The following is a 23,390-nucleotide window of genomic DNA, read 5'->3' on the forward strand; positions in this document are numbered from 1 at the left end:
GAAAGAATGAATAGGACAATATAGAAAGAAAGGAAACCCGGAACCGGAGCAAAACCAGATAAAGTATATCCTGTATTGGAGAAACCTGACTCTATCCATATGATGACAGGCAGAAATAATAAAAAACATGGAAGAAAAAAATATAAGGTAAAAAGAAATGTTATTTTCATAGCAATCTCCCCTGGGGTCGAGAATAGGGAATTTCCCCCAGACCTTGTCTGATTCCCATTACAATATGATTTTTGAGAAAAAACCGTATTTCACGATCCTATCCGTGGGTAAGAAAAGGGAAATAAAAATATGAAAATTGTTAACATAAAAATTATCCAAATTCTTCATACATAGTAAAATTGGAATAACATATTTGAAAGAACAAGTACCCAGGATATAAAAACTACTCCCCATAATTTTCTGAAATCTAGGGAAGAGGGGAGGACACAGACCTATAGATTTACTCTATATCAAATATACAATCTAACCTTGTGAAAATAAAACAGTACACACGATAGGGTCCTTCTCAGCAGCATACTGTTTATAGGATGTGAGAGTTTTTTAAGGCTACTTCCCATAAGGAAAGGACCCTCCATCCATTATTGTAATGCTAAATTTATCACTGCAGGGGCCTCTATCAGCAGAATACCCTCCCTAGAGAACGGGACATCCTCATCAGTACCAAATTCCAACAAAAACTCAACCAAGCTAATCGCAAAGCCCCCCACAGAAACGCCTGTGTGCATGACCGTATCCATAAGTCTTGACATATTCACAAGCTCCATAACAGCCAAAACCTAGGAGAAACATACCCATAGGCACACGTCCCCACACTACGGCTACCCTAGAGCATGCCCAGCCGCAGCCTCCACTACCAAGTGCAGAAACCATATCTAGTATTGCAGTACAATTATGACACAAGCTCCCAAACCCAAAACGCTTGCTTCTATTACGCCCATCCATTCCATTTCTAACATAATATTCAGTTAAATTTTTCTGAATGATCTCGCCTTTGTCATTCAACAAATTCTTATTCTCATCAAGGTGAAGAGATTCCATATTGTTTTCATCAAAGAAATAAAAAGAATCCTTGCCATTGTATGAAGTTACAGCTATCGTGGGCGTAGACACATCGTCAGCCCAAAGCCTCATAATGGACCCAATATTCTCCCCTGTTTCTTTGTGGAGAATTGGGTAGGAAACAAAAAATCCAGGAGGGGAGAAACCCAATACCTTCTTGAATCCCTCAGGGACATCATCTCTGTCCCTCAAATCAACCTTAAAAAATTTAGCATCTTCCACTTTCCCACTGATGACCCTATCCCTGTCCTACAAATATGTATGTGCTTCAAGTTTCCGAATGGCCTCCGGGGACCGATTCACACGTTCTATGTGTAAGTTCCGATCGTAACCGGGCAACTGCATGGGGGGGTATTTCATTTTCCACGAACAAACTCCCCAAAGCAGTCATGTCACACATCTGCCCATCCATTCCCTCTCCTGTAGGGTAATCACCCATATTCTGAGGGACATTCAGTCCTACCTGACGCTCTTGACCACCAGATAGTGGGGATCCAAATGCAGTGGCTTTTGCCGACGCCGCCCCCCCTACAGGAAAGGAGATAGCAGCAACCAGCGCGATAGCACTTGTCCCAGGCGACAATTTTCGATACAAGTTCCTGTTGAAGAACAAACTCATCACATCCCCTTTTGTAGTATTTTACAGTGATGGAACAGGGAGTATGATGTTATTACAATACTTTCATTGAACTGTTCCCTATTTATTCTATTTTCAAAAACAGGCATATAATAATTTATTTTTTTTTTTTGTACATCCTCAGGAGTAGATACAAATCGATTCACTTATCATATCATCTTTGTCCAAAATAATTAAATTAACTTAAAAAATCATAACTCAACTGGCTTTTCTCCCTTCTTCCCCCGGCTAATTTCTCGGAAAATCCACTCACAACAGAATCATAACTTTCCATTATATGGTTTGTCAACTACGCAAAGAAGCCCTCAGTTGCATTCGATCGGGCATGTAAATTTTTTTGGGAACCCTGAGCACGTGCTACGATACGTTTTGCGTGCAACCTCTTAGGGGATATTCATTCCCTAAGAGTGTTTTTTATGTTTTCAAGTCAATTTTACAACGATTTATTCAACATATTATTATTTTATATAATCATATGCGAGGGATGTACATTCACCGAGCAATGTACCGCTAAACCCCTGAAGAGAAAGGGAAGGGTTCTGTGCACCACGGATCAGTCCTATTCAACGGCGAAACAACGGACCAAAAGGGAGGGGTACAGAGGAAAAAATCTCCCCCTGCAAGGGATTTCAATCGGAGGTAACTAAGACAGGTCCAACAAAGGGGTCCTATGTGGAAGGAAAATAATGGGAGGAATGAATCTATAGAGTAAATAGGGTCAATTTAGATTTTATTATATATTATATTTAAATAATTAATAAAAAAGAAGATTCAGAGACAGGTCATCAGACGACGCGGGGAGGACAAAAAAAGGGACCCTACGGGGCCCCGACACCAAATTTGAAATGCAACCTATACAAGCTCCCTCACATCTTCCCTAGATATTTCATTCCGCATTGTTTTTTCAAATAGTAGACTAAATTCACTATCGAGTTTCTTCATATCCAATAATAACTCTTTACTTTTGTATGACGAGTTGGGACCATTATTTTTATGCCTGTTTTTATTCGATGTTATATCCCCCCAATCCTCCAATGCCATTGAGGCCAGTAGACGGGTAGGGGTGAATAGAACGCCTATCCTTTACTGCCCATAAATTACCTACACTCCCCCCTTGCTTTTTTAGGATAAACATACTCCCCTGATAGGGATTGGTGTTCCGTCCAGTAGGGCTAGCATCCCAGCCAACCCTCTCATACAACCACACACACTACTCCTCACATTATGCGACTCTTATGTCCCATGGGATTTTTACCCATTCAGTATCCCAGTCTGGTGTCACGTTCTTCCTACCCCTCTCTTACGAAACTGGCAAACCATCACTCACCCCAACACACCCATCCTCCTTCATCCCCATGAGCTTTTTGATCCGTACTATGGATATACTCACCCTTGGATAATCGATACAAAACATGCCAACTCAGCGGATGATTCTGGGGTAGATAGGGATGTTGAAAATCCCCATCCTCATCATGGAGGAGATTAATCTTCTCCATCACCCTCCTCGATCGCATATTGTTGGGAACCGTAAGCGACACTACCTCGTTCAGTCCATAATCCGTAAAGGACTTCGCCAATACCGCCCTAGCCGCCTCCGTGGCATACCCCCTACCCCAATACCGTGCATCCAAGCGCCACCCAATCTCCACATTGGGGGTAAAATGGGCCTCAAAAGAACAGACAACCAATCCCACATGGCCTATAAAGGTTGCATTCTCCTTGCTTTCACAAGCAAAACTGGTGAATCCATATTCCCACCAGTGCTGACAAAACCACCGAACCATGTCCTCTGTTTCCCATCCCGTATATCCGACAGGCGAGAACTCTCTCACCCTAGGATCCTGATTCATTTTCCATAGGGGTTCTAAATCCTCATACTCCCAATCCCGTAGAATGAGGCGTTCCGTCTCGATGTGGCACCCCATATGATATCCACCACCTCCCCCTTACTCAGATACCTAGGTGATCGATTATTTTTCACATGTTGATCCTGTGGTAAACAATACGATATTGGTGCGTTCACAAATACAAAGCGCGTAGTCCCTGCAGTGTGAAACGGTAGACCCATCTGTCTGACGGGGACCTCTTATAGGAGATAGCGGAAAACCCAATCTAGAGAAAAGATCACCCCTTGAAAAAATATACAAAAATAATCAATGCAACGGACCTAATGCATACCAGGTCCATCAGATAACTCGAAGAGAACGGGATATCTAAAGCCACCATCCCTACCATAGGGAAAGAAAATTCCCCCCTTTTTCCTAATCATAATGTTGTTGGCAAACAACTATAAACAATAAGCATCCCGTCCCAATACCCCTATCGATTGGGAATCTCGGACCGCACCCCACCCTGAACCACCCCGTAGCTCCTTCTACATATAATGCCACCCAGGGATCATACGGTCCCTGCACTGGATCATGAAGTAAATCACAAGAGGAAAAGCCAACCATCACATAGGACCGACGTCCTAAAAACCCTCATAGGAGGGAACAAATAACCCCCCATTCACGCTTGTGGGTATTACCACCCGAGACCTTGTTTATTTGTTTATTGATATTGATATTGCATGATAATATTTATTAAAATAAAATATTATGTATATTTTACTGAAATGCACATAACAATCCAAAACCAGGGTACTTCCCTAGTAAAATCCTCCCTATTCCCAACTACGGGACCAGGGGAGCAACATCCTTACCATATAGAGCATATATAGAAACAATCAATAGAAACAAAAATAGAATTGATTATAATATTATATAAAATTTATTTAAATAAAAATTTATACCCCCCGGTCCCTAGCCACACCCTCCCCATAGGCAAATTGAACCCTATCGGTTTCGGGTTTGTCCCGTAAACCCTCGAACCCTGTCTGCCTACAAAATCCCAACCCCACTGAAAGGGACGTCCTGTTTGAATGCAATAATCATCCTATTAGGGTATCCACCATCTGGTTCTTGGTTCGAAAGGAGTTCCAAAGGGGAGAACAAGCCCAATCCAAGGTGTCATAATTAGCCACACTAACTACAAACTTTCCCACATCGTATGCCAAGCAAGGACTCCCAGAAAACGCGGAAATAAGGAGAAAGAAGGAAACACCCCGAGGTGGAAGTAAAAACCAAGAAGGTCAACAGAAGGAAATACACCAAACCGAAACCAAGGGGTACCCCAAAACAGGGCCCGGGGCTACCATAAGCTTCCCGGTTGGTTGAATTTCCCCAGCAACCCATGCTTCCGCCCCGAGTAACTCCAAGGGGAGACCCCATCAGAAAAGGGTAAAAGGGAAATATAGAATCAACTACAAAAAAGAGGCCCCCCACAATAAACAACAAACGGATAAGCCCTCTGAATAGAAAGTCTGGAAGCACCAAATTCTGTCGGTCCCATGCCAATGATACCCACGGAAATATTCCCAGTAATGATGAAAATTGCCTACCCCACGATTAGGACTGACATTCCTAGCATATGCCTATGCACTACCTACTGCAAAAAGAATAGATTCATGTTTTAAAAATATTCTAGAATTCATATATGTATAATAACCATCCCATGCAGGGTCCCCATATGCCTCCATCAGTCTCCCTAGTCCAACCCATCCCCCGATTGTAGTGAAAAAGATCCCCACCCCAACATTGACAATCGAGAAAGATTCTCATTACAATGGAATCACAAGGTAGCCACAACTTGCGGAAAATTTCCCGCGATAAGGAATCGTTCAGCAAAATCTTTAGAACCCCTCAAGGAGGTCTGTTACCCACCATGATCAACCGTCGCTATATATTCTGGGTGGGTGGCTGTTCGTTATTCCTTGTAGCCCTCTTCCTGTGGATACTCAACACAATTCAGAACTCAGAAACCACCACAATCGGCCCGCACCGCCTGAAGGTAACCACCACCACCAACATCATGGAAAACCTCATCAAGGAAATTGGCGGTGAAGATGTAGAAATCAGGAGCCTCATGGGTCACGGAATTGACCCACATACCTATAAGGCTACCCCTGGGGATCTTGGTAAATTGCGAAACGCCGACCTCATTGTCGCAAGCGGACTGAAACTAGAAGGACGCACCGATGAGGTCATCAGGAAGATGAGCAAGAAAGGCAAAAAAGTCGTACAAGTAGGGGATCACCTTCCCAAAGATCAGCTCATTCAGGCTGATGGGGGGTCCTTCGATCCACACTTTTGGAACAACGTCAATCTATATCGAAAAACTGTTCCTATCGTTGCCAAAGCCCTTTGTGAGGGGACCCCGGGGAAATGCACAGACTTCCAAAAAAGAGCAAATCTTTACGACCAGAAACTCATTCAATTAGAGACCGAAATTCGGGAGAGCTTGTCTTCCATACCCGAGGAGAGGAGGGTACTCATCACCTCCCACGATGCCTTCTCCTACATGAAAGCATACGGAATAGAGATATCCAGTCTACAGGGTATAAACACCTCCTTGGAAGCCGGTATGAACGATATCCAACGGGTCATACAAACCATCGTAAACCGTAACATTCGTTCCATATTCATAGAAACAAGCGCACCCAAAAAGGGTATCGAGGCCATCGTTGAGGGCGCTAAACAATACAAAGGAATCACCGTACGTCAGGGGGGAACTTTATTTGCTGACTCCCTGGATCATCCACAAAGGCCCGCCGGTACCTACCTCGGCATGATGAGGGCCAATGTGAAAACCATTGTGGAGGGACTGAAATGATAACCAATCAAATGGAAAATAAAGGGAACACCTCCCGGCAAGGAGAATCGATCCCTAACGCCTTTCCTCCCCTAGATCTGAAAGGGGTATCCGTAGCCTACCACCACAAGTATGTTTTAGAACAGGTCAGTTGCAAAATGGAGGAAGGGACCCTAACAGGAATATTTGGTCCTAATGGGGCGGGAAAATCAACCCTACTCAAAGCTATTGTTGGTCTCACCCCCTCTTCCCAGGGGGAGATCGAGATTTACGGTGCGCCCTACCAGAAACAACGTCTTCGCGTAGGTTATGTTCCACAGCGCGAGAGTGTGAACTGGGACTTCCCCACCCATGTGTTCGACGTAGTCCTAATGGGACGCTATGGAAAATGTGGATGGTTCCGACGTCCTACCCCAGAGGATCGCGATATAGCCTGGAACTGTTTGGAGAAGGTACAACTACAAGACCTAGCCAAACGACCCTTACAGCAACTCTCTGGCGGCCAACAACAACGCGTCTTTCTCGCCCGTGCCCTGACACAAGATGCTGATATCTACTTAATGGATGAACCGTTTGCGGGTGTGGACGCCACTACAGAGAAATCCATCGTCGATGTCCTGAAAGATCTACGCGACGGAGGAAAAACAATCCTGGTGGTTCACCATGACCTACACACAGCAAGGGAATATTTCGATACCATGCTCTTGCTCAATGTACGTATGGTGGCCCTTGGTGATCCTGACGAAATCCTACATCCCGAGATTCTCCAACAAGCATATGGTCATATCCAGAGCCCCTTAACTCCTCAGGGGGTAACTACGCGACGCAGAACGGGGTGAATCGTCCATGTTCTGGAATGTACTCCCTAATCTCTGGTGGGTACTGCTAGGCACATCCCTATTGGGATTTTGCTGTGGGGCCCTGGGGACCTTTGTTTTCCTACGCCGTCGGGGTCTAGTAGGCGACGTCCTAGCGCACGCAACTCTGCCCGGGGTTTGTGTTGCTTTCTTCCTAACGGGTGGAAAGGAAATTATACCCTTCCTCATGGGGGCCATGGGGGCCTCTCTATGCGCCGCCTTCTGCATCTATTGGCTCCCCCGTCATACACCCTTACAGGAGGACACAACCCTAGCCATTGTTCTCTCTGTGTTCTTCAGTGCCGGCATTGTTATGCTAACCCGCTTGCAGCAAATGGAAAACGCCCAGCAAAGTGGGCTAGATCGAATGCTTTTTGGGCAAGCGGCCTCCTTGATCCGGGATGACTTAAAGGCCATGGCCATCCTGGCAGCCCTTCTACTACTTCTCCTCTTTCTCACCTTCAAAGAATTGAAAATTCTCTGTTTCGATACAGCCTTCGCCGAAAGCATGGGTTTTTCCACATCCCGACTGGACGGACTCCTCCTCTTACTGTCCACATTGGCAGTCACCATCGGCCTACAAGCTGTGGGCGTTATCTTAGTTGCCTCCCTACTCATCACACCCGCAGCCACCGCGCGCTATTGGGTAAAGGATCTACGTAGCATGACTTGGTTGGCCGCCAGCTTAGGTGCCTTCTCCGGGGTGACGGGAACCCTTCTGAGTACTCTAGGGGACCATCTACCCACAGGGCCCCTAATCATACTTGTTACTTCCATGTGTTTCATGCTCTCCTTCCTCTATGCACCCCACACGGGACTCATAGCTCGAATCCGTCGACGGCGTCATCTTCGAAAAAAATTCCAATGTGATCAATTATGGGATATCATCGTGCAGGATTATGCGGAAAAACAGATCACTTGCTGGTCATGGAAAGATCTACATACCAGACATCGTGCCCTCTGCCCCGCCCTCCAGTACTGGAAACACAAGGGTTGCCTAAATACTACCACCCAAGGGGATGGGCAAATAACCATTCAGTTGACTACCAAAGGGAGGGCAATCATACCCCCACCGACCACCCCTGATCCAGGAGAAACAAGGGGGAGGTGCCCGGACGTTCCATGATGAGTCACATTTGGATCCTACTCACGAGTTCTATCATTGCTTCCACGTGTGCGATCATGGGATGTTTCCTTTTACTGCGAAAATCGGCTATGTTGGGGGATGCTATTGGCCACTCCGTTCTATTCGGAGTTGCTATTTCCTTTTACCTTACAGGAAATGGAAACACAACCTTTTCCCTCATCGGTGCCACCCTATGCAGCTGGCTAACGGGTTTCATTATCGAATACCTCCGCCAGAAGGGTGTTCCCAATGATGCAGCGATCAGTGTCACTTTCACCACTCTGTTTGCCCTAGGGGTTGTCATCCTAAAAACAGTAGCCAATAATATCGATCTCGACCTAGAGTGTGCTCTATTTGGAGAACTCATGGATATACCACTGGATACCCTATCTATGGGTTCCTGGGAAATCCCCTATCCCCTTACAATCATGACGGCCGTCCTGATTCTTATCCTCACGGTCCTCTTCTTCCTCTACCGTCCCCTGCAAATCAGCACCTTTGATCCTCTCCTAGCCGCATCGTTAGGGCTTCCCGTCGCTTTTCTCCATCATGTCATCATGAGTCTGGTTTCCCTAACCAGCGTTACCTCCCTAAAAAGCGGCGGTCTGGTTCTTGTCATTTCCATGCTCATCATACCGGCCGCCACCGCCTATCTGCTGACACGCCACTTGTCCACTATGCTCTTATCCAGCGTGGGAATTGGTATTATGAGTACGATGACGGGTTATGGGTTGGCCATACGATGGAACATATCCTCCTCAGGGGCTATCGCATTAGCCGCGGGTGGATATTTTGTTCTTGCCCTTCTCTTCTCCCCCCATTATGGCTGGATTGGATATCTCTGTCGTCAAAAAATTCAACTATCCCGTGACTGAACCCCGCATCTTCCGATCCCCCCATGCGGGGGACTTTTTTTGAATGACTTCCTAGAACCAATGCAATCAATTTTGTAACTGGAAGCTGCTCATCACCCACCCCCATAGGAACGGTTGCGGAATGACATCCCCTGGAATGACACACCTATACTCTCCCCGGGGCAACTCCACACCCTACAAAATGTATAAAAATTCCTCCCCCTCTATATTCATTGATAATACTGTCCCCCTATATTCATTGATATGCTGCCTCCCCCAATATCTGGTACTATATGAACAAGGGAACCCCTCATCCGGCATCAGGGGGTAAAATGATAGGACCAAAAAGGGAGGACAAACAAATGGATCATACCTGGATCCTCCTCACGGGTGCTACCGTAGCCGCCACCTGCGGATTAGTGGGGTGCTTCCTTCTCTTGCGTAAAATGGCTATGCTGGGGGATGCCATAGGTCATGCCATCCTATTCGGCATCGCCGCATCCTTTTGTCTAGCGGGTGTACGCCATACACCCATCCTCCTCATTGGTGCCACCCTATGCGGCTGGCTTACAGGATTCATTGTAGAATACCTGCGCCAAACGGGAGTGCAGAATGATGCTGCTATTAGCGTCACCTTTACTACCTTGTTTGCCACCGGGGTATTACTCATTTCACTGTTCGCACAAAGTATTGACCTTGATCTTGATTGCGTTCTTTTTGGCGAAATCGCCTACGTTCCCCTAGATACATGGTCCATAGGAACTTGGGAGGTCCCGCGTTCCTTCATCATCATGATCGGAATTTTATGTACTAACCTTCTGTTCATCATCCTGTGTTATCACCCCCTCAAAGTTAGTACCTTTGATCCCCTGTTTGCATCCGCCCTCGGAATACCCACCCTCCTTCTCCATCATATTCTCATCGGCCTCACCTCTCTGACCACAGTGGCTGCCTTCGAAAGCGTAGGAATCGTACTCGTTATCTCCATGCTCATCTTACCCGCCGCCACGGCCTATATGCTGACACAACATTTTTCCCCCATGCTCCTGATCAGCATGGGAATCGGAATTTTCAGCTCCGTTGTAGGTTATTGGCTATCCCTCCAATGGGGAAGCAGCATAGCAGGAACTACGTCCTTCATCGCAGGGGCCTGCTTCCTTTTGGCTCTTTGTTTTTCCCCCCGCTATAAGTGGTTATCCCGCATTTGGGAACGTGGGAAATCGTCATTGCAGTCCTAGGGATCCCGCCCTTCTTACCTGATCGTCCCATCCCCATGTATAGGTAGGGCAAACGTTGGATCATGCAATATACAATAGACCCAAACAATAAAATAATTTTTATAAAAAATATTTAAGATTAGGATTTCCCTGACAGTATTCGAACGGGTGTGTACACTCCCCCGGGGGGTTTTTGGCCCTCCGGGAAAACATTCCCTTGCAGGACCGTGCAACCTCTTGTGGGGAATACCCTATCTGTGAATCTAGTCCAACTATAGGGTGGAGCAATGGGTAACATAATAATATTTTACTGTTTTGTATCTTCAGGGATGTACATTATTTCATATTAATTTTTATTAAATTTACATATAAGATTCATTCTGTTCATGGGGAGTGCAAAAACAACAAAAAAACCTGTAATGTTGACAATGTTACAGAAATGACGGAACTTTGTTCCATTACCATGGACAAGACGATCCGATCAACAAATGAGACACTATCTACTAATGGAAAGGAATGAAAGTTATCGTTACTATGTAAAAAGGGAATGACTCATGTCCTCTACCTCCGGTAAAATATGGGTCAACAGCAAACTCAGGGAAGGGAAACCATAAACATCCACACCCGTGGTACAACGTGATCAGAAAAAATCAGTATCCAGAAAGAAAAATCATGGATAGCTAGAAGTTCGATGGGGATAGGCAGCCTGTCCATTGACTTCCCGTATTAGGGAAAAGCGCTGAAAAGTCCATGTCCCTTCTACCATAGCCACAACGTCCCAGTAGATTAAGAAATGGGTTCCAACCGATAGGACCATAATAGCAAGGATGGACAGAAATCCGGCCCTATAGCCAACCGGACAACAGCAATGGCAAATGAGAGGCGGTAATCGATAAAATTGGGGGAAAATCCCACAGTACGGATCCGTCCCCTGCCCCTCAAAGGGTGTGAAACCGTAACGAAGAATGGTCTGCAGGCAAGGAATGCGAAGGTGAAACCCACCGAACCCTTCGCCCCACCCTTATTACAAGGGTTTCTTCACTTCTTCACTACTATGAGTTGTTGATTCGACTCTGTTCACGGAAGCCTTGGTATACCCTTTTACACCTGGCTAAGGCCAAATGTCCGTGCAACAGTCTCTCGTGGTTCCCTACGTGGGCCTGAATCAGGGTCCTTTCCTTTCATCTGCCCTTAGAATCCAGAATTAGGAAAAAACCACCTGATACGATCCTAGGCCTGAGGTTCGGTCCAGAGCCCCTTTATCCTAAGCCCGCGCCCACGACCAGGATGCTCTACCCCAACGACACTACCGGGACAGTTCGTAACCTTACTGCCACCAGGCAATGATAGTGGACCAAACAACCTCCATCCTAAACAACTCTCCCCGGCCATGGTTCCGCACCCCAATCGAATGCAGCAAAACAAATCCCTCTGGACCCAACCCGAAACCTATGATCTCCTAATCCTACGCAATACCCATGAACGCGCGGGAAAGAAAACTGCAACCTGGAAGGCCAACCACATAAAAATAACGATCCCAGTAGAAATAAAAAGCTTGTTCCCTACCTCTATTTCAACGGGCAGCCAGCGTTCTAACAACCTCGTTCCATAATAAACTTAACAGAATGTTAGAAAAAAAGCCAACAATGTAGGGAAAAAGAAAATAAAAAAATTTGAATGCAAAAATATTTTTGTACACCATGGATAGGGAAGCCTAGGGTCTCCGCTGTTCATCTACCCGCTATGAACACCGTAGATCCTAAAAATTTAGGGTATTGACTCTCTAGCGATTGTTATGCCACAATACGCTATGCTGTAGTTTTAGGGAAGTAGGAGGATGATGGTTGAGTATGGATAAGATTGATAAAAAAGGATCGATTCGATCCTTGTCTTTTTGCAATTGTTCCCTATTTTTTTATAGTATCGGTATGGTAGCGCTTTCACCCTCTCCCATCTCGTTTGGAGAGCAGTTAGGCACGGAAAAACAGGACTCCTCCCCGCTGGGTTCTGTAGTAGGAAAGAGGGAGGATGGCGGAGCGAATCAAGAGGCCCTACGCTTTAGGGAAGCACAACCCTCGTGGGAGGAAAAGAGTTGGAACCGGGATCGTCTTTCGCTCGGGGTAGGGGATCAGAACGTACCACCATCCCAAGAACCCGAGAAGGAACCCCACAGGAAAAACGGGGGATTACACGAAACGGCTACAAATCAACATCCCCTTGGGGAATCTTTTATGTATTTAGAAAATAATAGTATAACTTTACCGAAGGATGAAAGCCGGATTCAAAATCCCCCATCCGAAAATAGGAGGGGATACGACAACAATGCACACCAGAATACTACAAGCAACCCATTGGGTATAGGACAGACAAGAGGGGCACCGAATGGGAACCAAGAGGGTCCTCCGCCGAGTGTAAGAGATCAGAGCCTACGATCATCCCGGGAATCAGAGAAGGAACCCCACAGGAAAAACAGAGGGCTACATGAAACAGCCATGAATGAACATTCCCCCGGGGAATCCGTTGTACCTGTAAGGAATCATGACCTACCCGTGCCGGGGGATGAAAACCAAACGAAAAATCCCAGTGAAGCAGGGGAATTCGTAGATCGGACGTTTCCGAATCAGAATCGGGTGAAGAGAAGTCTGCCCTTTCTTGTGGCGGGGGTGGCGGGAGCAGTGGGAACTGCTAATAGTTCATTCACGCTAAGGAACCATATCACTGAATTGTGGAATACTACGAAAAAAACTGATCAGAGATTCTCGGATGTCAACAATAGAATAAGGATAAAGAATTTTTGGGTGGAATCGCAGAAGGAAATAGTTGAGAAGAAAAAAAGAGAGCTCTCCCCTCTTGATTCTGAGATATCCATCGCAAGGGGTATACTTGATGAACTCGAGGATGATCTAGAGAATGAGAGGAAATTCAAAAGAGATTACCCCAACTCCTCCCTTATGAGTGGGCTTAGGGGGGATAAAAATTCCGCTCTCTTGAGCAAGATTACTGGACAGATGAAAACCCTCATAGAGACAAATAAAGAGGATATGAGAAAAGGTAATGCGCGGTACAACGAGGCATTTGAACATCTCCTTCGATGGGAATGGCGATCGAACCATATGCTACACACAGCAGAACTATGGGAAGGATTGGCAAGAGATACTGCGGAAAAATGGGAACAGGATACCGAAGGGAGCATAGAAGGAGCAGGGAAGGGAACAGAATCGAATGTAGAGTGCATAGGAAAAGGACAGCTGGAGTGTTCCCAGAAAAAATTGAGAAAGATGCAGAGTTTACTATCAGATGCGCTTAATTTCAAACAGAGGATACAAAACATACAGAAAAACATGAACCGTCCCGCTCGGGAATGGTACTTGGAGAAAAGGGAGCTCGAGGACCTTAAGGAAATGTTGGCTACTGAGGGTAGACGTTTATGGAGCAAAATCATTGATCCATCGTATCGAAAGGAAACTGAAGGACGCTACAGTAGGGAGGATGTCGATCTCCTTAGGACGGCAATGGAAGGGAAAGATTTCGATTCCTTTGAGACGGCAGTGGAAAGGGTTGAAAAACAGACATGGGACCGGGAGCAGCAAACGTGGGGTAGGTGGCGAGAGGATCATGACCCTCGTCCAAAAGAATGGTTCATATTCCAACCCCCGTGGATAAAGAGAGACGTACTGAAACGGGAACGTTTGTTTCCTCTTGTGTTTCCGCATGGGTATGACGAAGAATCACTCGATTGGTGGCGATCAGAGTTGATACGTATATATCAAGAGAGTAGTTGGGTTGATATTCCCAAGGATATTGGGAATAAGTTAAGAAATGTGATAGGGAAAATGTATGAAAACCATGCGGATGTAAGGCGGGAGGGTCTAGTGACTTGGAGTAAGCAGTTGTGGATAGGTCACCTCAAGGCTACTGCAAGTAGGCTACGGGATGAGGTGGCTATTGCTGAGCCTAGATTGATGCAGGTTGATTTACATGATAGCAGTACCTCTCCGGAGAAGGTCAACGTGAAATACCCCTCTCATGGGATCCCATCCCTGTAGTGGTACCCGGGCCCTCCGAAACTATGCGGACCACAGGTTAGGGAGACACAATATACTTGGGATCTCCCCTAGTATTCCCCCCTATCACCAAGCGACCCTATATCACCTGGACACCCTGCCAACATCCATAATCGTATTCGTTGAATGACTTTTCCCTTGCTGTTCCAGTAAGAAGGTACTAGTGAATGAGAACAACGCGCCATTACAGAAAACAAAGGGGGCCCGGCTTGCTTGACCCGGGCCCCCTCTTTTGCGGCCAATCAACCCAAACCACAAGGGACTCTCTCCCCCAACTGTAGGACATCCCCCTTGGGAATCGATCCTCACGAAGTCCCAATTCCCTGCGGAATGTCTGCATTGGTATGCACGTTTTGTACGTCATCATGATCCTCGAGTGTTTCAAGCAAAACGTCTAAAGCCCTCCCCGTATCCACATCCACTTCCAGTCGATGCGGCGTCAACATGGTAACCACCGCATATTGTACGGTGATCCCCTTGTCCCGTAGATATTCCTCCACGCTAGACATACGATTCGGCAAAGTTACCAACTCATACATACCATCACGAAGCTCAATCTCCTCCACATCGGCGGAGAGATCTTCGAGCATCCGTTCCGCATCCTTCATACTCCCCTGATCCACAATGATAAGACCCTTCCAAGAAAACATCCAAGAAACACAACCCGCCTCACCCAAGTTGCCGCCATTCTTACTGAAAATCAACCGCAAGTCCGCTGCTGTTCGATTTCGGTTGTCCGTCAGGCAATCCACCAGCACAGCGGCACCACCGGGTCCATATCCCTCATAGGAAATCTCGTAAAAAGAATCACCCTCTGTCCCCCGGCAGGCCTTTTGAATAGCCCTATCAATATTTTCCTGAGGCATATTGTACGAGCGTGCCTTCGCAATCGCTGCACGTAACTGCTGATTTCCATCGGGATCCTTATCCCCCTCACGCGCCGCCACATAGAGTTGCCGGGAAATTTTATTGAACAATTGTCCCCGCTTCGTATCCTGCCGTCCCTTACGATGTTGGATATTTTTCCATTTCGAATGCCCCGCCATAACCTCTTCTACCCCCCAGGTATATCAGTCTACGATCCCCAATCCCGCAGATAACGAAAATCCATCCCCATGGTACGCTGCGACACCTTGAGAATAATGGGTAAACAACGCTTATACTGTGTACCGATCACCCTCCGACTGATCTTTTCAATGAAAGCATCCGCAAACCGTAGGGCACGCAACTTAATCAGGGGATATTGTAGATCAATCATGTAGTAAAGCAACCGGTCGATATCGGTGTACAAAAACCCCAATTCCTGTTCATCCGTTTGCCCCTCCCATAGATCAGCACTAGGGGGTTTCGTCAGAATGGATTCCGGTACCTCCATATAGGCTGCCAACTGCCGAACCTGTGTCTTGTACAGGTCCCCCAGCGGATTGATGGCGGATGCCGTATCGCCATGCAACGTACCATATCCCAGTAGCAACTCCGTTCGGTTGGTTGTACCCACCACCAAGGCTTGTCTTTCCGACGAGAGATCGTATAGAATGCTCATCCGTTCACGGGCCATCTTATTCCCACGACGCAGAGGGGAAACCTCCTTCATGGAAGAAAAATAAGCCTCAATTTGCGGTGTGATATCGATCGTAAGGGATTCCACGCCTAGCTGCTGAATGAGGGTCCCAGCATCTTCATGACTTTCAACGGCACTCTCCTGAAAAGGCATGAAGACAGCCAACACACTTTCCTTACCCAACGCCCGCACTGCAAGAGACAAACTAAGCGCAGAATCGATCCCACCCGACACCCCCACCACAGCACGTGAAAAGGAGGCCTTCTGAATCTCCTCCCGTAGGGAAACGGTAAGCAATTCCACTGTCAACTCAGGATCCAAATGCAAAAGAGACAATTCCCCTTGCAGGGACGGGTCCGACTGCTGAGACAAGAGAATTCAGTCCCCTTCCCTATAGGATTGCCGTACAATCCAATGCAATTCCCGCAATACCAAATCGGCCCGACTACCCCGTAACAACGGCATCTTCAAGCGGGCCTGACGGATGATTTCCTTATCCAACATCTCCACCAACAAACCCTCCTCCAACAGGGGTAACTCCCCCCTGACATGGCCACGCGGGTCAATGACCATTGAATTTCCCGCAAAGGTAACCCCGTCCTCTGTCCCAATCCGATTCGCATATAAGCAATAAACACCATGCACCTGGGACAAAACCTGCAACAATCGTAACCAGTTCCCCTGAAGGGTGGCCCCGCTCTCATCCATGCCACAAATCGGGACATTAGCAGGCACAATGAAAACGGTAGCCCCTGTTTGTGCCAAAAGATAGCCCGTCATCACATGCCATGCGTCTTCGCCTACCATAAACCCTACTACTGTCCCTGTCACATCAGCAAAACTACGAATCGTGCACCCTGCCCCCAAATAACGGGCCTCATCAAACATTCCGTATGTCGACAAATGTACCTTGCGGTACCATCTTTGAATCCTTCCTTCGGCAGCATAAACTACCGTATTGTATAGAATATGCTGGGAACTCTCCTCCACAAAACCGAAAACAATACCGATGTCCTTAGACATCCGTACCAGGGATTGAATATCGGGGCTATGAAGGGAGCGGGCCACCTCATACGTGAGATCCAATAGATGGTATCCCGTCAGGGAAAGCTCTGGAAAAATCAACAAATCCACCTTGGCCGATTTCGCATTCTTCACAAAGGTTCGATGCAATTCTAAGTTATCCTTGATGCTCCCCAAACGTGGCCGAATTTGGGCCAACCCCACACGCATCCTCCGCCCCCTCCCCCAAGCTGGTATCCACACCAGGATACCACAAACACGAGGAGAAGTGATTCATCCCTCAAAACAGATCCTCCCCCGCCAGCCAAACCCTCGTTTGCTCTTTCCATTTCTTCCGGGTACTTGCCAAGCGTTGCAAATAGGGAAGCGCATAACGCATATGGTATCCCCTACGACGTGAAGCCAGACCAATCGCCTCGCGAAAGAATTCGTTGGGAAAACTGAGCAGTAGGACAAGCACCTTTTCCTCCCAGGGTGCTAAAGGTCGCTCCTGGAGATAAGCACCTAGAGCCAGACCCAACATTCCCCTCTCCCACTGATTCTCCGCTAACATACGCGCTACCATCTGCCAAACGTCCCCCAATTGGCAATCGTACTCTGCCGTTTCAAAATCAATCAACCAGGGCTGACCTATGGCATCGATCATCCAATTGTGGCTAGCCAAATCACGGTGGGCAATCTGACGAGAGGCATGGGCCTCATCCACCCAAGAACGTAGGGGCAATCGTAACAACCGTTGCCAGGCCTTGAACCCATCAAGATAAAAGGGACGTCCATAGGTTTGTAGTAACTCACCAAGTTCCCCATCCATCGTTGTGGAACGACGCAACAAACGGTAAAATTGGGATAGGCGATGATATACACGACGATATAGTAGAAAGGGCTTCGATGCAAAAGGAGGGACTGCGATGCAGCGCCCCATTCGATGAAAACGCCCCAACTCAACCATTGTCGCCGTTATATGTTCCCGATTTGCGTAGGAAGCTATGGTACCTGGAACAAAGGGTGTCAGTAACCATTGTCCACCCATCAGGGGAATCGGCATGGAACGAAACCCCTGGGTACGCATATAACGATCTACCTCTAGCCACCAACGCATTCGCTCCACGTGTTCAATTTTTTTCGCTATCCACGTTCCCTGTCCTGTTTCTAAACGATAGTTTTTCCTGTAGGCAGTAACGTGGTGGACATCCGTTTGGAGAACCCTAGCCCAGTCACGTACATGGGGCTCCGATGGTACCGTTGCCAAAGCCATCCCGGTTCTAGGCCTCACTAGACGAGCTTTCCTTGATGATTGCTAGGGGGGACACCCAGTCCTTCGGACGGGCAGGGGGAGGAACCAACCAAAAGGGGGGATAATTGGGAAAAGGGGACAGGGGGGAGTGGGGGAACCAATGATTGGATGCCCCCCCCCCATGGCGCTGGTGCCATGGATAGGGGGAAGGGATTACCCGGTGGATGAAGCACAGGGGAAACATCCTCGGGTAGGACCTGCTCCTGTTCCGATAGCCATCCCTCCTCTGCCACCATCAATGAGGGATCCCCCTCATGGACCTGGGCCGCGCTGCTGAAGGAAGATACGACGGAAAACGATGCATTCGAGCCCACCTGTGGCAAATCCCCCACCTGCCATCCCCCCTCCTCCCCCGTATGTTGGGAACCCATGGGTGGCTGGGGGGATGGCTCCACGACAGGGGGGGGGGTACCCACCCCTCCCCGTTCGATCGTTGCCACAGGGATCCGGCCTGTAGGGATTCGAACCTTCGTCCCGGCTGACAGGGAACCATGCAAGTTAAGGTGTGGATTAGCAGACAGCAACTGCTCTTGCCCAATTTTGTACTTCCTGATAAGATCGGCAAGGCGATCCCCAGCGCGCGCGATGTGAATCTTCACCGTCTCCTCAGCCCCCTAATCGTAAAATTCTCCTTCACCCATGCCTATGCACACGCAACCCCTCCGAGATCTGCGTCCCCTAATTTTTACGAATTTTCAATTCATAGTTCCGGTGCAAAAACAAAATCGCCCCCTGATCTGCATCTGCTGATCAACCGTTGTATTTCCCGAAATTCTATAGAGTGGATAGTAGGGAGTAAAAAAGAACGTGGCTGGGACGATGACTAGGGCCGTCCCTATGATTTGCACCCACATCATTCATGAGTCCACCATCATTTACATCCCGCACCCGGTTCAACCACCCCTAAAGGAGGATATCTGCATGTGGTTTCGATTTCGATCTCTTCTCCGCGACAACCCCCATTATACTACCATTGCAATCGCAGGTTCGGCGATTGCCCTTACTTCAGCGGCGGCCATTTATGTTTGCAGATTCCTCCTCAATCCCCCCACCAAGGAAACACTGACATACGCCTCCGTTCCCCCCCCTTCCTCCGTACCCGTCGCCAAACCCAATGGTCCCTCCTTTCTTGCCTTCGGTGATTCTATCACCAGTGGTACGGGGGATGACCAAGAACCACCTGGTTACTTGCCTGTTTTGAAATCAGCCCTGGATCAACGCACAGGAAAGAAATGGAATTTCTCCGATTTCTCTGAACCAGGAAGCTTACCCATTCATTTGCAAGAGAAGTTGGAGGGAGGTAGGTATGATGTCCTACTCCGCAGGGATATCGGTTTCCTATGCATTTCTATAGGTGGTAATTCTCTTTTAAAATTGCAAAGGAACAAGGGAAAAGATCAGGAGAGGGAATTGAAGGACTATATAGATTCCCTACGCGCTTCCCTGGAAAAAATTCGATCCCTCACCGACGCACCCCTTTACTTGATCGGTCTCTACAATCCCTTTCCCACAAAATCCCTCGATGAAAATAATGCCGTTGTAAACCGATGGAATCTGAAACTTGAAAACCTCAGTAATGAATTCACTGATGTGGTTGTCATACCCGTCAATGACATTTTTAGAAACCGTAGGGACGCCCTGGCCAGGGACGGCATACATCCCAGTCACAATGGTTATCGCGACATCCAGATGCGCCTTCTGCAACACCTCCTCCCACGATTCACACCACACCCCACATCAAAAGAAGGTGATTGAACCGTGGCCCAGCCCATTCTTGTTGTGAAAGATCTCTGCAAAGTAACCCGTAAACGTGCCATTATCAAACATGTCAGTTTCACTGTGGAAGAGGGCGAATTATTCGGCCTCTTAGGACCCAATGGCGCAGGAAAATCCACCCTCCTGCGCATGTTGGTAGGTTTGGTCCGCCCTACATTGGGCCGTATCTACATTGCGGGTCACTGCGTAAAACGACAATTTCGTTCCGCCATCCGTTATGTAGATTGTATGCTGGAATCCCCCCCCACTCTCTATCCCTTTCTCACGGGTCGGCAAAATTTGCAGCTTCTTCGTAATATGTCCCCTTCCTCCATACCTAAAGAACGCCTGAACGAAGTCGCCGAGCAGATGAAAATGACCCAATATTTGAATCATAAGGTCAAAACCTATTCCACCGGAATGAAACAACGTTTGGGAATTGCCCAAGCGTTACTAACAAAACCAAAACTGCTCCTTCTCGATGAACCCACCAATGGTTTGGATCCATTGGGTATCCAAGAATTACGCACCCTTCTACAGGGTCTAGTGGAAAATCAACAAGTAAGTGTGCTTTTCTCCACCCATTTACTGCATGAAACCGAAATCCTCTGTCATCGGATCGCTATGATCTATGAAGGGGTTCTACTATACCTAGGATCCCCAAGGATCCAAAACACGTCCGATAAGCAGGAGGTGATCTGGAAGGTAAGACCCTTAAAGAAGGCCGTCGATTCCTTGAAGAATCATCCCACCATTTCAGGGGAAGTGCGTACCTTGTCCCCCGATGGTATGATCGTCACTATGGAGACTACCTCTATCGCCGCATTGACCCGATTTCTGGTCGAACAAGAAATCCAGGTAGAGGGGATCCGGGTTCGTCAGCCCACTCTAGAAGAACATTTCATAGCCAAAACAACAGGGGGGACGATGCCTCTATGATGTTGCTCATACACAATGAGTTTTCAAAGACATGGTATATCCGACGCTGGTGGATCGCTTCCGCTATCATCAGCCTCCTCGTCCTTCTGATCAGTACGGGCATCCTGTGGGAATACAATCGTGAGACAGAAAATATAGGATCCAAAGGTTGGCGGGCACACGTGCAGGAACAAATTTTACGTTTGCAACAGCGGGAGGAACAGATCAAAAAAGGGGAACATCGATTCTATTCTCACATGCAACCCGTTGAAAAGAATAATAGAATTAGCATGATACATAAACAAATACGAAATTTACAGTATGCATTACATTACGACATGGATCCAAGATCGCAAACTGCATTTAGATTTACGGAAAAATTTATATCTATGAGTTCAGAAATTCTATTACCTGCACTGGTCATTCTCCTCACCGCCGACATCATCTCGGGAGAACGCGAACGAAAAACCCTACGTGCCCTATTGACAAGCGTACCCGGCCGATTTTATATTCTGATCAGTAAAACCATCACATGTATAGCAACCGTATCCCTCCTCCTCCTGCTTTTTACCTGTCTGACCTTTCTCCTATCCGGCGTCTTTTTGGGTTACAAAAATGGGAATGCACCTCTTGTCATGGATTCCAGTCTTTGGAGATTGGATCCTCAAATCGAAGTAATCTCACAAATCCAAGCAATGATCATGAGCATGGGACTGGCCTGGCTCAGCTCCCTCGCAATTGCTGCTTTCAGTCTCTTGACCTCTGTTTGGGTTCGTAACTCCACCACAGCCGCCTGTATCCTACTTGTCAGTATATCTATAACTCACGTTGCCAAGATCATGGTACCCAAATGGCAGATCCTACATTACCTTCCCTTTTTCCACCTAGGACTACCTCATTACCTCCTCAGTGACTCGATGTTTCGATATTTGAAGGATGTAGGATTGTCATTCTCCCTCTCTGTCCTCGGAATATGGTCCCTGGCTTCCCTCCTGTTAGCAATGATACTATTCTACCGACAAGACATCAGGGAATAACAAGGAAATACAAAGTAACTTAGGAACACGAGCGCGGATACCTTTCCCGCCATAATCATAATGTCCTTATGACTATTATGACTTTTTTATAACATTTTTTTATAAATGCTAATATACAATTTATATTGTAACTATGGATGGACCATCGAAAGGGGTCGTAGGGGCTATCCTCGTTGTGGTCCTTTTCAAAACATCATTGGGAGGAGTGAGGTGGAAACTATTGTAAACTACTAAAAAAAGGTGTGTGAACTTGACTAGCAAAAATTATTATGAATATAATCGTACATAGGTTCGATCTTCGTAGATACATCTGGGCCAGACACAAGGGAGATTGTAACCAAGAAGCACAAGCAAGGGTTGATCATCCTCTAGAAAGGACGTTGATGGTATGCGATTCCGATTTCTGATTGTACCTTTCGTGGCTTTCCTGGGCACGCCTACGCTGTTAGCTTCCTCTGCCTCAGAAGCAGCAATACCACCAGAAACAGTAGTACCAATAGGTAGACAAGAATCACCCAACAAGGGAGGAGAAGAGGGTACACATCCACGTGGTAAAAGAAATCTTTGTTACCAATGTGTGCCCGCTGTAGGTGAATGTGATATTATGGACATAAATCAATTAGATCGTCACACAGAAAGAGTATGCCAGAAAATAAGAGGCGTATGCGAGCTGGCCGGTTGTTTCGATATTTGATGAGTGGAATAACCAGAAGCATAGGGTGCAAATGTATATACCCCCTGTGTTTCGTTATAACCCCCCCACGGGGGGGTTTTTCTCCACGGGAACGATCCCATGCATGGGGCCCCCGATGTTCCCAGACCCCCTAATCACATCCTCAGGTACATTCCGTCCCCCGCTAGTAGACAGAATACATAGAAGTGATATAAAATTCGTCCGTATTGACAGTAGGAGGAAGAGATCCGATGCAAGGATACCCCTGGGAAATGGATACAGTAATGCCTGTCGTTCGTGCTTGTATCCCAAAGGACTAGAATATAGGCTCGAGGGTAGGATGGAACAGAAAGAAGGCAGCATCCTAACGGGTGTGTGCGTCCCCCGGGGGAACTCTCCAATTGTTAGCCCTTCAGGGGAACACTCCCTAGAGTTTCTTTGAAGAATAATTTTATTATTAATTTTTATAGATAGAAAATTCGTTCTTGTTCTTCCTCCCTTTATCGTTCATTTTCCCCATCAATGCATGAGGTTTCCTGGGATACTCCGATTCGACTTTCGATGGGTACGATCGGATGGATCGTGATCTTGCGTGGGCTCTTTTGCATTATCTT

General features: G+C 47.2%; 23 protein-coding genes. 10 read left to right on the forward strand and 13 right to left on the reverse strand.

The features are described 5' to 3' along the window. Nucleotides 1-699: 699 nt before the first annotated feature. The 5 genes from PPRES148_RS03595 to PPRES148_RS12835 form a co-directional block, all read right to left on the reverse strand. Complete coding sequence (locus PPRES148_RS03595) at nt 700-1,143, reverse strand: hypothetical protein (RefSeq protein WP_149453271.1); 444 nt, start codon at nt 1,141-1,143, stop codon at nt 700-702. Between the two features lie 196 nt (nt 1,144-1,339). After that, a complete protein-coding gene (locus PPRES148_RS03600) occupies nt 1,340-1,690 on the reverse strand; it encodes a hypothetical protein (protein ID WP_149453272.1) in 351 nt (116 codons plus the stop codon). 1,337 nt (nt 1,691-3,027) lie between these two features. After that, entirely contained in the window at nt 3,028-3,633 is a 606-nt protein-coding gene (locus tag PPRES148_RS03605) for a GNAT family N-acetyltransferase (RefSeq protein WP_149453273.1), read from the reverse strand. A gap of 1,004 nt (nt 3,634-4,637) precedes the next feature. Then, nucleotides 4,638-4,763, reverse strand: a complete 126-nt coding sequence (locus PPRES148_RS12830; protein ID WP_281289907.1) for a hypothetical protein — start codon at nt 4,761-4,763, stop codon at nt 4,638-4,640. Nucleotides 4,764-4,838: 75 nt separating this feature from the next. Next, the gene (locus tag PPRES148_RS12835; protein ID WP_281289908.1) at nt 4,839-4,964 is read right to left on the reverse strand and encodes a hypothetical protein; all 126 of its coding nucleotides are present in this window, start codon (nt 4,962-4,964) and stop codon (nt 4,839-4,841) included. Nucleotides 4,965-5,470: 506 nt separating this feature from the next. Here PPRES148_RS12835 and PPRES148_RS03610 point away from each other — a divergent pair. The 5 genes from PPRES148_RS03610 to PPRES148_RS03630 all read left to right on the forward strand — a co-directional run bounded on the left by PPRES148_RS03610 (nt 5,471) and on the right by PPRES148_RS03630 (nt 10,472). Next, the gene (locus PPRES148_RS03610; RefSeq protein WP_187820533.1) at nt 5,471-6,418 is read left to right on the forward strand and encodes a metal ABC transporter solute-binding protein, Zn/Mn family; all 948 of its coding nucleotides are present in this window, start codon (nt 5,471-5,473) and stop codon (nt 6,416-6,418) included. Between the two features lie 11 nt (nt 6,419-6,429). After that, nucleotides 6,430-7,236, forward strand: a complete 807-nt coding sequence (locus PPRES148_RS03615) for a metal ABC transporter ATP-binding protein (RefSeq protein ID WP_149454219.1) — start codon at nt 6,430-6,432, stop codon at nt 7,234-7,236. Between the two features lie 7 nt (nt 7,237-7,243). Next, nucleotides 7,244-8,380 carry a metal ABC transporter permease gene (locus PPRES148_RS03620; RefSeq protein WP_149453275.1) on the forward strand — a complete coding sequence of 379 codons (1,137 nt, stop codon included), beginning with the start codon at nt 7,244-7,246 and terminating at the stop codon, nt 8,378-8,380. Continuing rightward, nucleotides 8,377-9,255, forward strand: a complete 879-nt coding sequence (locus tag PPRES148_RS03625; protein WP_149453276.1) for a metal ABC transporter permease — start codon at nt 8,377-8,379, stop codon at nt 9,253-9,255. Before PPRES148_RS03620 ends, PPRES148_RS03625 begins: the two co-directional genes overlap by 4 nt. A gap of 311 nt (nt 9,256-9,566) precedes the next feature. Continuing rightward, nucleotides 9,567-10,472, forward strand: a complete 906-nt coding sequence (locus PPRES148_RS03630) for a metal ABC transporter permease (RefSeq protein ID WP_246142888.1) — start codon at nt 9,567-9,569, stop codon at nt 10,470-10,472. A gap of 765 nt (nt 10,473-11,237) precedes the next feature. Here PPRES148_RS03630 and PPRES148_RS12840 read toward each other — a convergent pair. Both PPRES148_RS12840 and PPRES148_RS10870 read right to left on the reverse strand, forming a co-directional pair. After that, nucleotides 11,238-11,366 carry a hypothetical protein gene (locus PPRES148_RS12840; RefSeq protein WP_281289909.1) on the reverse strand — a complete coding sequence of 43 codons (129 nt, stop codon included), beginning with the start codon at nt 11,364-11,366 and terminating at the stop codon, nt 11,238-11,240. Between the two features lie 315 nt (nt 11,367-11,681). Further along, nucleotides 11,682-11,843: a hypothetical protein gene (locus PPRES148_RS10870; protein WP_187820534.1), complete on the reverse strand. Its 162-nt coding sequence runs from the start codon at nt 11,841-11,843 to the stop codon at nt 11,682-11,684. 452 nt (nt 11,844-12,295) lie between these two features. Between PPRES148_RS10870 and PPRES148_RS03635 the strand changes: the two genes are divergently transcribed. Next, complete coding sequence (locus PPRES148_RS03635; protein WP_149453277.1) at nt 12,296-14,497, forward strand: hypothetical protein; 2,202 nt, start codon at nt 12,296-12,298, stop codon at nt 14,495-14,497. 102 nt (nt 14,498-14,599) lie between these two features. On the opposite strand, the gene PPRES148_RS03640 is transcribed toward PPRES148_RS03635, so the two are convergent. The 6 genes from PPRES148_RS03640 to PPRES148_RS03665 form a co-directional block, all read right to left on the reverse strand. Beyond that, complete coding sequence (locus PPRES148_RS03640) at nt 14,600-14,824, reverse strand: hypothetical protein (protein ID WP_149453278.1); 225 nt, start codon at nt 14,822-14,824, stop codon at nt 14,600-14,602. After that, nucleotides 14,821-15,561: a YebC/PmpR family DNA-binding transcriptional regulator gene (locus PPRES148_RS03645; protein WP_149453279.1), complete on the reverse strand. Its 741-nt coding sequence runs from the start codon at nt 15,559-15,561 to the stop codon at nt 14,821-14,823. Before PPRES148_RS03645 ends, PPRES148_RS03640 begins: the two co-directional genes overlap by 4 nt. 29 nt (nt 15,562-15,590) lie before the next feature. Beyond that, on the reverse strand, nt 15,591-16,448 hold the full coding sequence (locus tag PPRES148_RS03650; protein ID WP_246142889.1) for an NAD+ synthase: 858 nt from the start codon (nt 16,446-16,448) through the stop codon (nt 15,591-15,593). 6 nt (nt 16,449-16,454) lie between these two features. Next, entirely contained in the window at nt 16,455-17,309 is an 855-nt protein-coding gene (locus PPRES148_RS03655) for a nitrilase-related carbon-nitrogen hydrolase (protein WP_149453280.1), read from the reverse strand. A 70-nt stretch (nt 17,310-17,379) separates the two neighbouring features. Further along, on the reverse strand, nt 17,380-18,372 hold the full coding sequence (locus tag PPRES148_RS03660) for an aminoglycoside phosphotransferase family protein (RefSeq protein WP_187820535.1): 993 nt from the start codon (nt 18,370-18,372) through the stop codon (nt 17,380-17,382). Beyond that, the gene (locus PPRES148_RS03665) at nt 18,372-18,992 is read right to left on the reverse strand and encodes a LysM peptidoglycan-binding domain-containing protein (protein WP_149453282.1); all 621 of its coding nucleotides are present in this window, start codon (nt 18,990-18,992) and stop codon (nt 18,372-18,374) included. Before PPRES148_RS03665 ends, PPRES148_RS03660 begins: the two co-directional genes overlap by 1 nt. 322 nt (nt 18,993-19,314) lie before the next feature. Between PPRES148_RS03665 and PPRES148_RS03670 the strand changes: the two genes are divergently transcribed. The 4 genes from PPRES148_RS03670 to PPRES148_RS03685 all read left to right on the forward strand — a co-directional run bounded on the left by PPRES148_RS03670 (nt 19,315) and on the right by PPRES148_RS03685 (nt 22,797). Then, nucleotides 19,315-20,148, forward strand: coding sequence for a GDSL-type esterase/lipase family protein (locus PPRES148_RS03670; RefSeq protein WP_187820536.1), 834 nt, complete (start codon nt 19,315-19,317; stop codon nt 20,146-20,148). Between the two features lie 3 nt (nt 20,149-20,151). Next, nucleotides 20,152-21,087 carry an ABC transporter ATP-binding protein gene (locus PPRES148_RS03675; RefSeq protein WP_149453284.1) on the forward strand — a complete coding sequence of 312 codons (936 nt, stop codon included), beginning with the start codon at nt 20,152-20,154 and terminating at the stop codon, nt 21,085-21,087. Next, nucleotides 21,084-22,103, forward strand: coding sequence for an ABC transporter permease subunit (locus PPRES148_RS03680; protein WP_149453285.1), 1,020 nt, complete (start codon nt 21,084-21,086; stop codon nt 22,101-22,103). The genes PPRES148_RS03675 and PPRES148_RS03680 overlap by 4 nt, the downstream gene beginning before the upstream one ends. A 388-nt stretch (nt 22,104-22,491) precedes the next feature. Beyond that, the gene (locus PPRES148_RS03685; protein ID WP_149453286.1) at nt 22,492-22,797 is read left to right on the forward strand and encodes a hypothetical protein; all 306 of its coding nucleotides are present in this window, start codon (nt 22,492-22,494) and stop codon (nt 22,795-22,797) included. Nucleotides 22,798-23,390 lie beyond the last annotated feature (593 nt).

It is taken from the genome of Pasteuria penetrans, from assembly GCF_900538055.1.
Lineage (GTDB): Bacteria > Bacillota > Bacilli > Thermoactinomycetales > Thermoactinomycetaceae > Pasteuria > Pasteuria penetrans.

Excerpts from the sequence above, each read along its gene's own strand:
- PPRES148_RS03595 (WP_149453271.1), bottom strand. The coding sequence starts at position 1,143 with ATGAGGCTTTGGGCTGACGATGTGTCTACGCCCACGATAGCTGTAACT.
- PPRES148_RS03600 (WP_149453272.1), bottom strand. The coding sequence starts at position 1,690 with ATGAGTTTGTTCTTCAACAGGAACTTGTATCGAAAATTGTCGCCTGGG.
- PPRES148_RS03605 (WP_149453273.1), bottom strand. The coding sequence starts at position 3,633 with ATGGGGTGCCACATCGAGACGGAACGCCTCATTCTACGGGATTGGGAG.
- PPRES148_RS03610 (WP_187820533.1), top strand. The coding sequence starts at position 5,471 with ATGATCAACCGTCGCTATATATTCTGGGTGGGTGGCTGTTCGTTATTC.
- PPRES148_RS03615 (WP_149454219.1), top strand. The coding sequence starts at position 6,430 with ATGGAAAATAAAGGGAACACCTCCCGGCAAGGAGAATCGATCCCTAAC.
- PPRES148_RS03620 (WP_149453275.1), top strand. The coding sequence starts at position 7,244 with ATGTTCTGGAATGTACTCCCTAATCTCTGGTGGGTACTGCTAGGCACA.
- PPRES148_RS03625 (WP_149453276.1), top strand. The coding sequence starts at position 8,377 with ATGATGAGTCACATTTGGATCCTACTCACGAGTTCTATCATTGCTTCC.
- PPRES148_RS03630 (WP_246142888.1), top strand. The coding sequence starts at position 9,567 with ATGATAGGACCAAAAAGGGAGGACAAACAAATGGATCATACCTGGATC.
- PPRES148_RS10870 (WP_187820534.1), bottom strand. The coding sequence starts at position 11,843 with ATGGCCGGGGAGAGTTGTTTAGGATGGAGGTTGTTTGGTCCACTATCA.
- PPRES148_RS03645 (WP_149453279.1), bottom strand. The coding sequence starts at position 15,561 with ATGGCGGGGCATTCGAAATGGAAAAATATCCAACATCGTAAGGGACGG.
- PPRES148_RS03655 (WP_149453280.1), bottom strand. The coding sequence starts at position 17,309 with ATGCGTGTGGGGTTGGCCCAAATTCGGCCACGTTTGGGGAGCATCAAG.
- PPRES148_RS03670 (WP_187820536.1), top strand. The coding sequence starts at position 19,315 with ATGTGGTTTCGATTTCGATCTCTTCTCCGCGACAACCCCCATTATACT.
- PPRES148_RS03680 (WP_149453285.1), top strand. The coding sequence starts at position 21,084 with ATGATGTTGCTCATACACAATGAGTTTTCAAAGACATGGTATATCCGA.
- PPRES148_RS03685 (WP_149453286.1), top strand. The coding sequence starts at position 22,492 with ATGCGATTCCGATTTCTGATTGTACCTTTCGTGGCTTTCCTGGGCACG.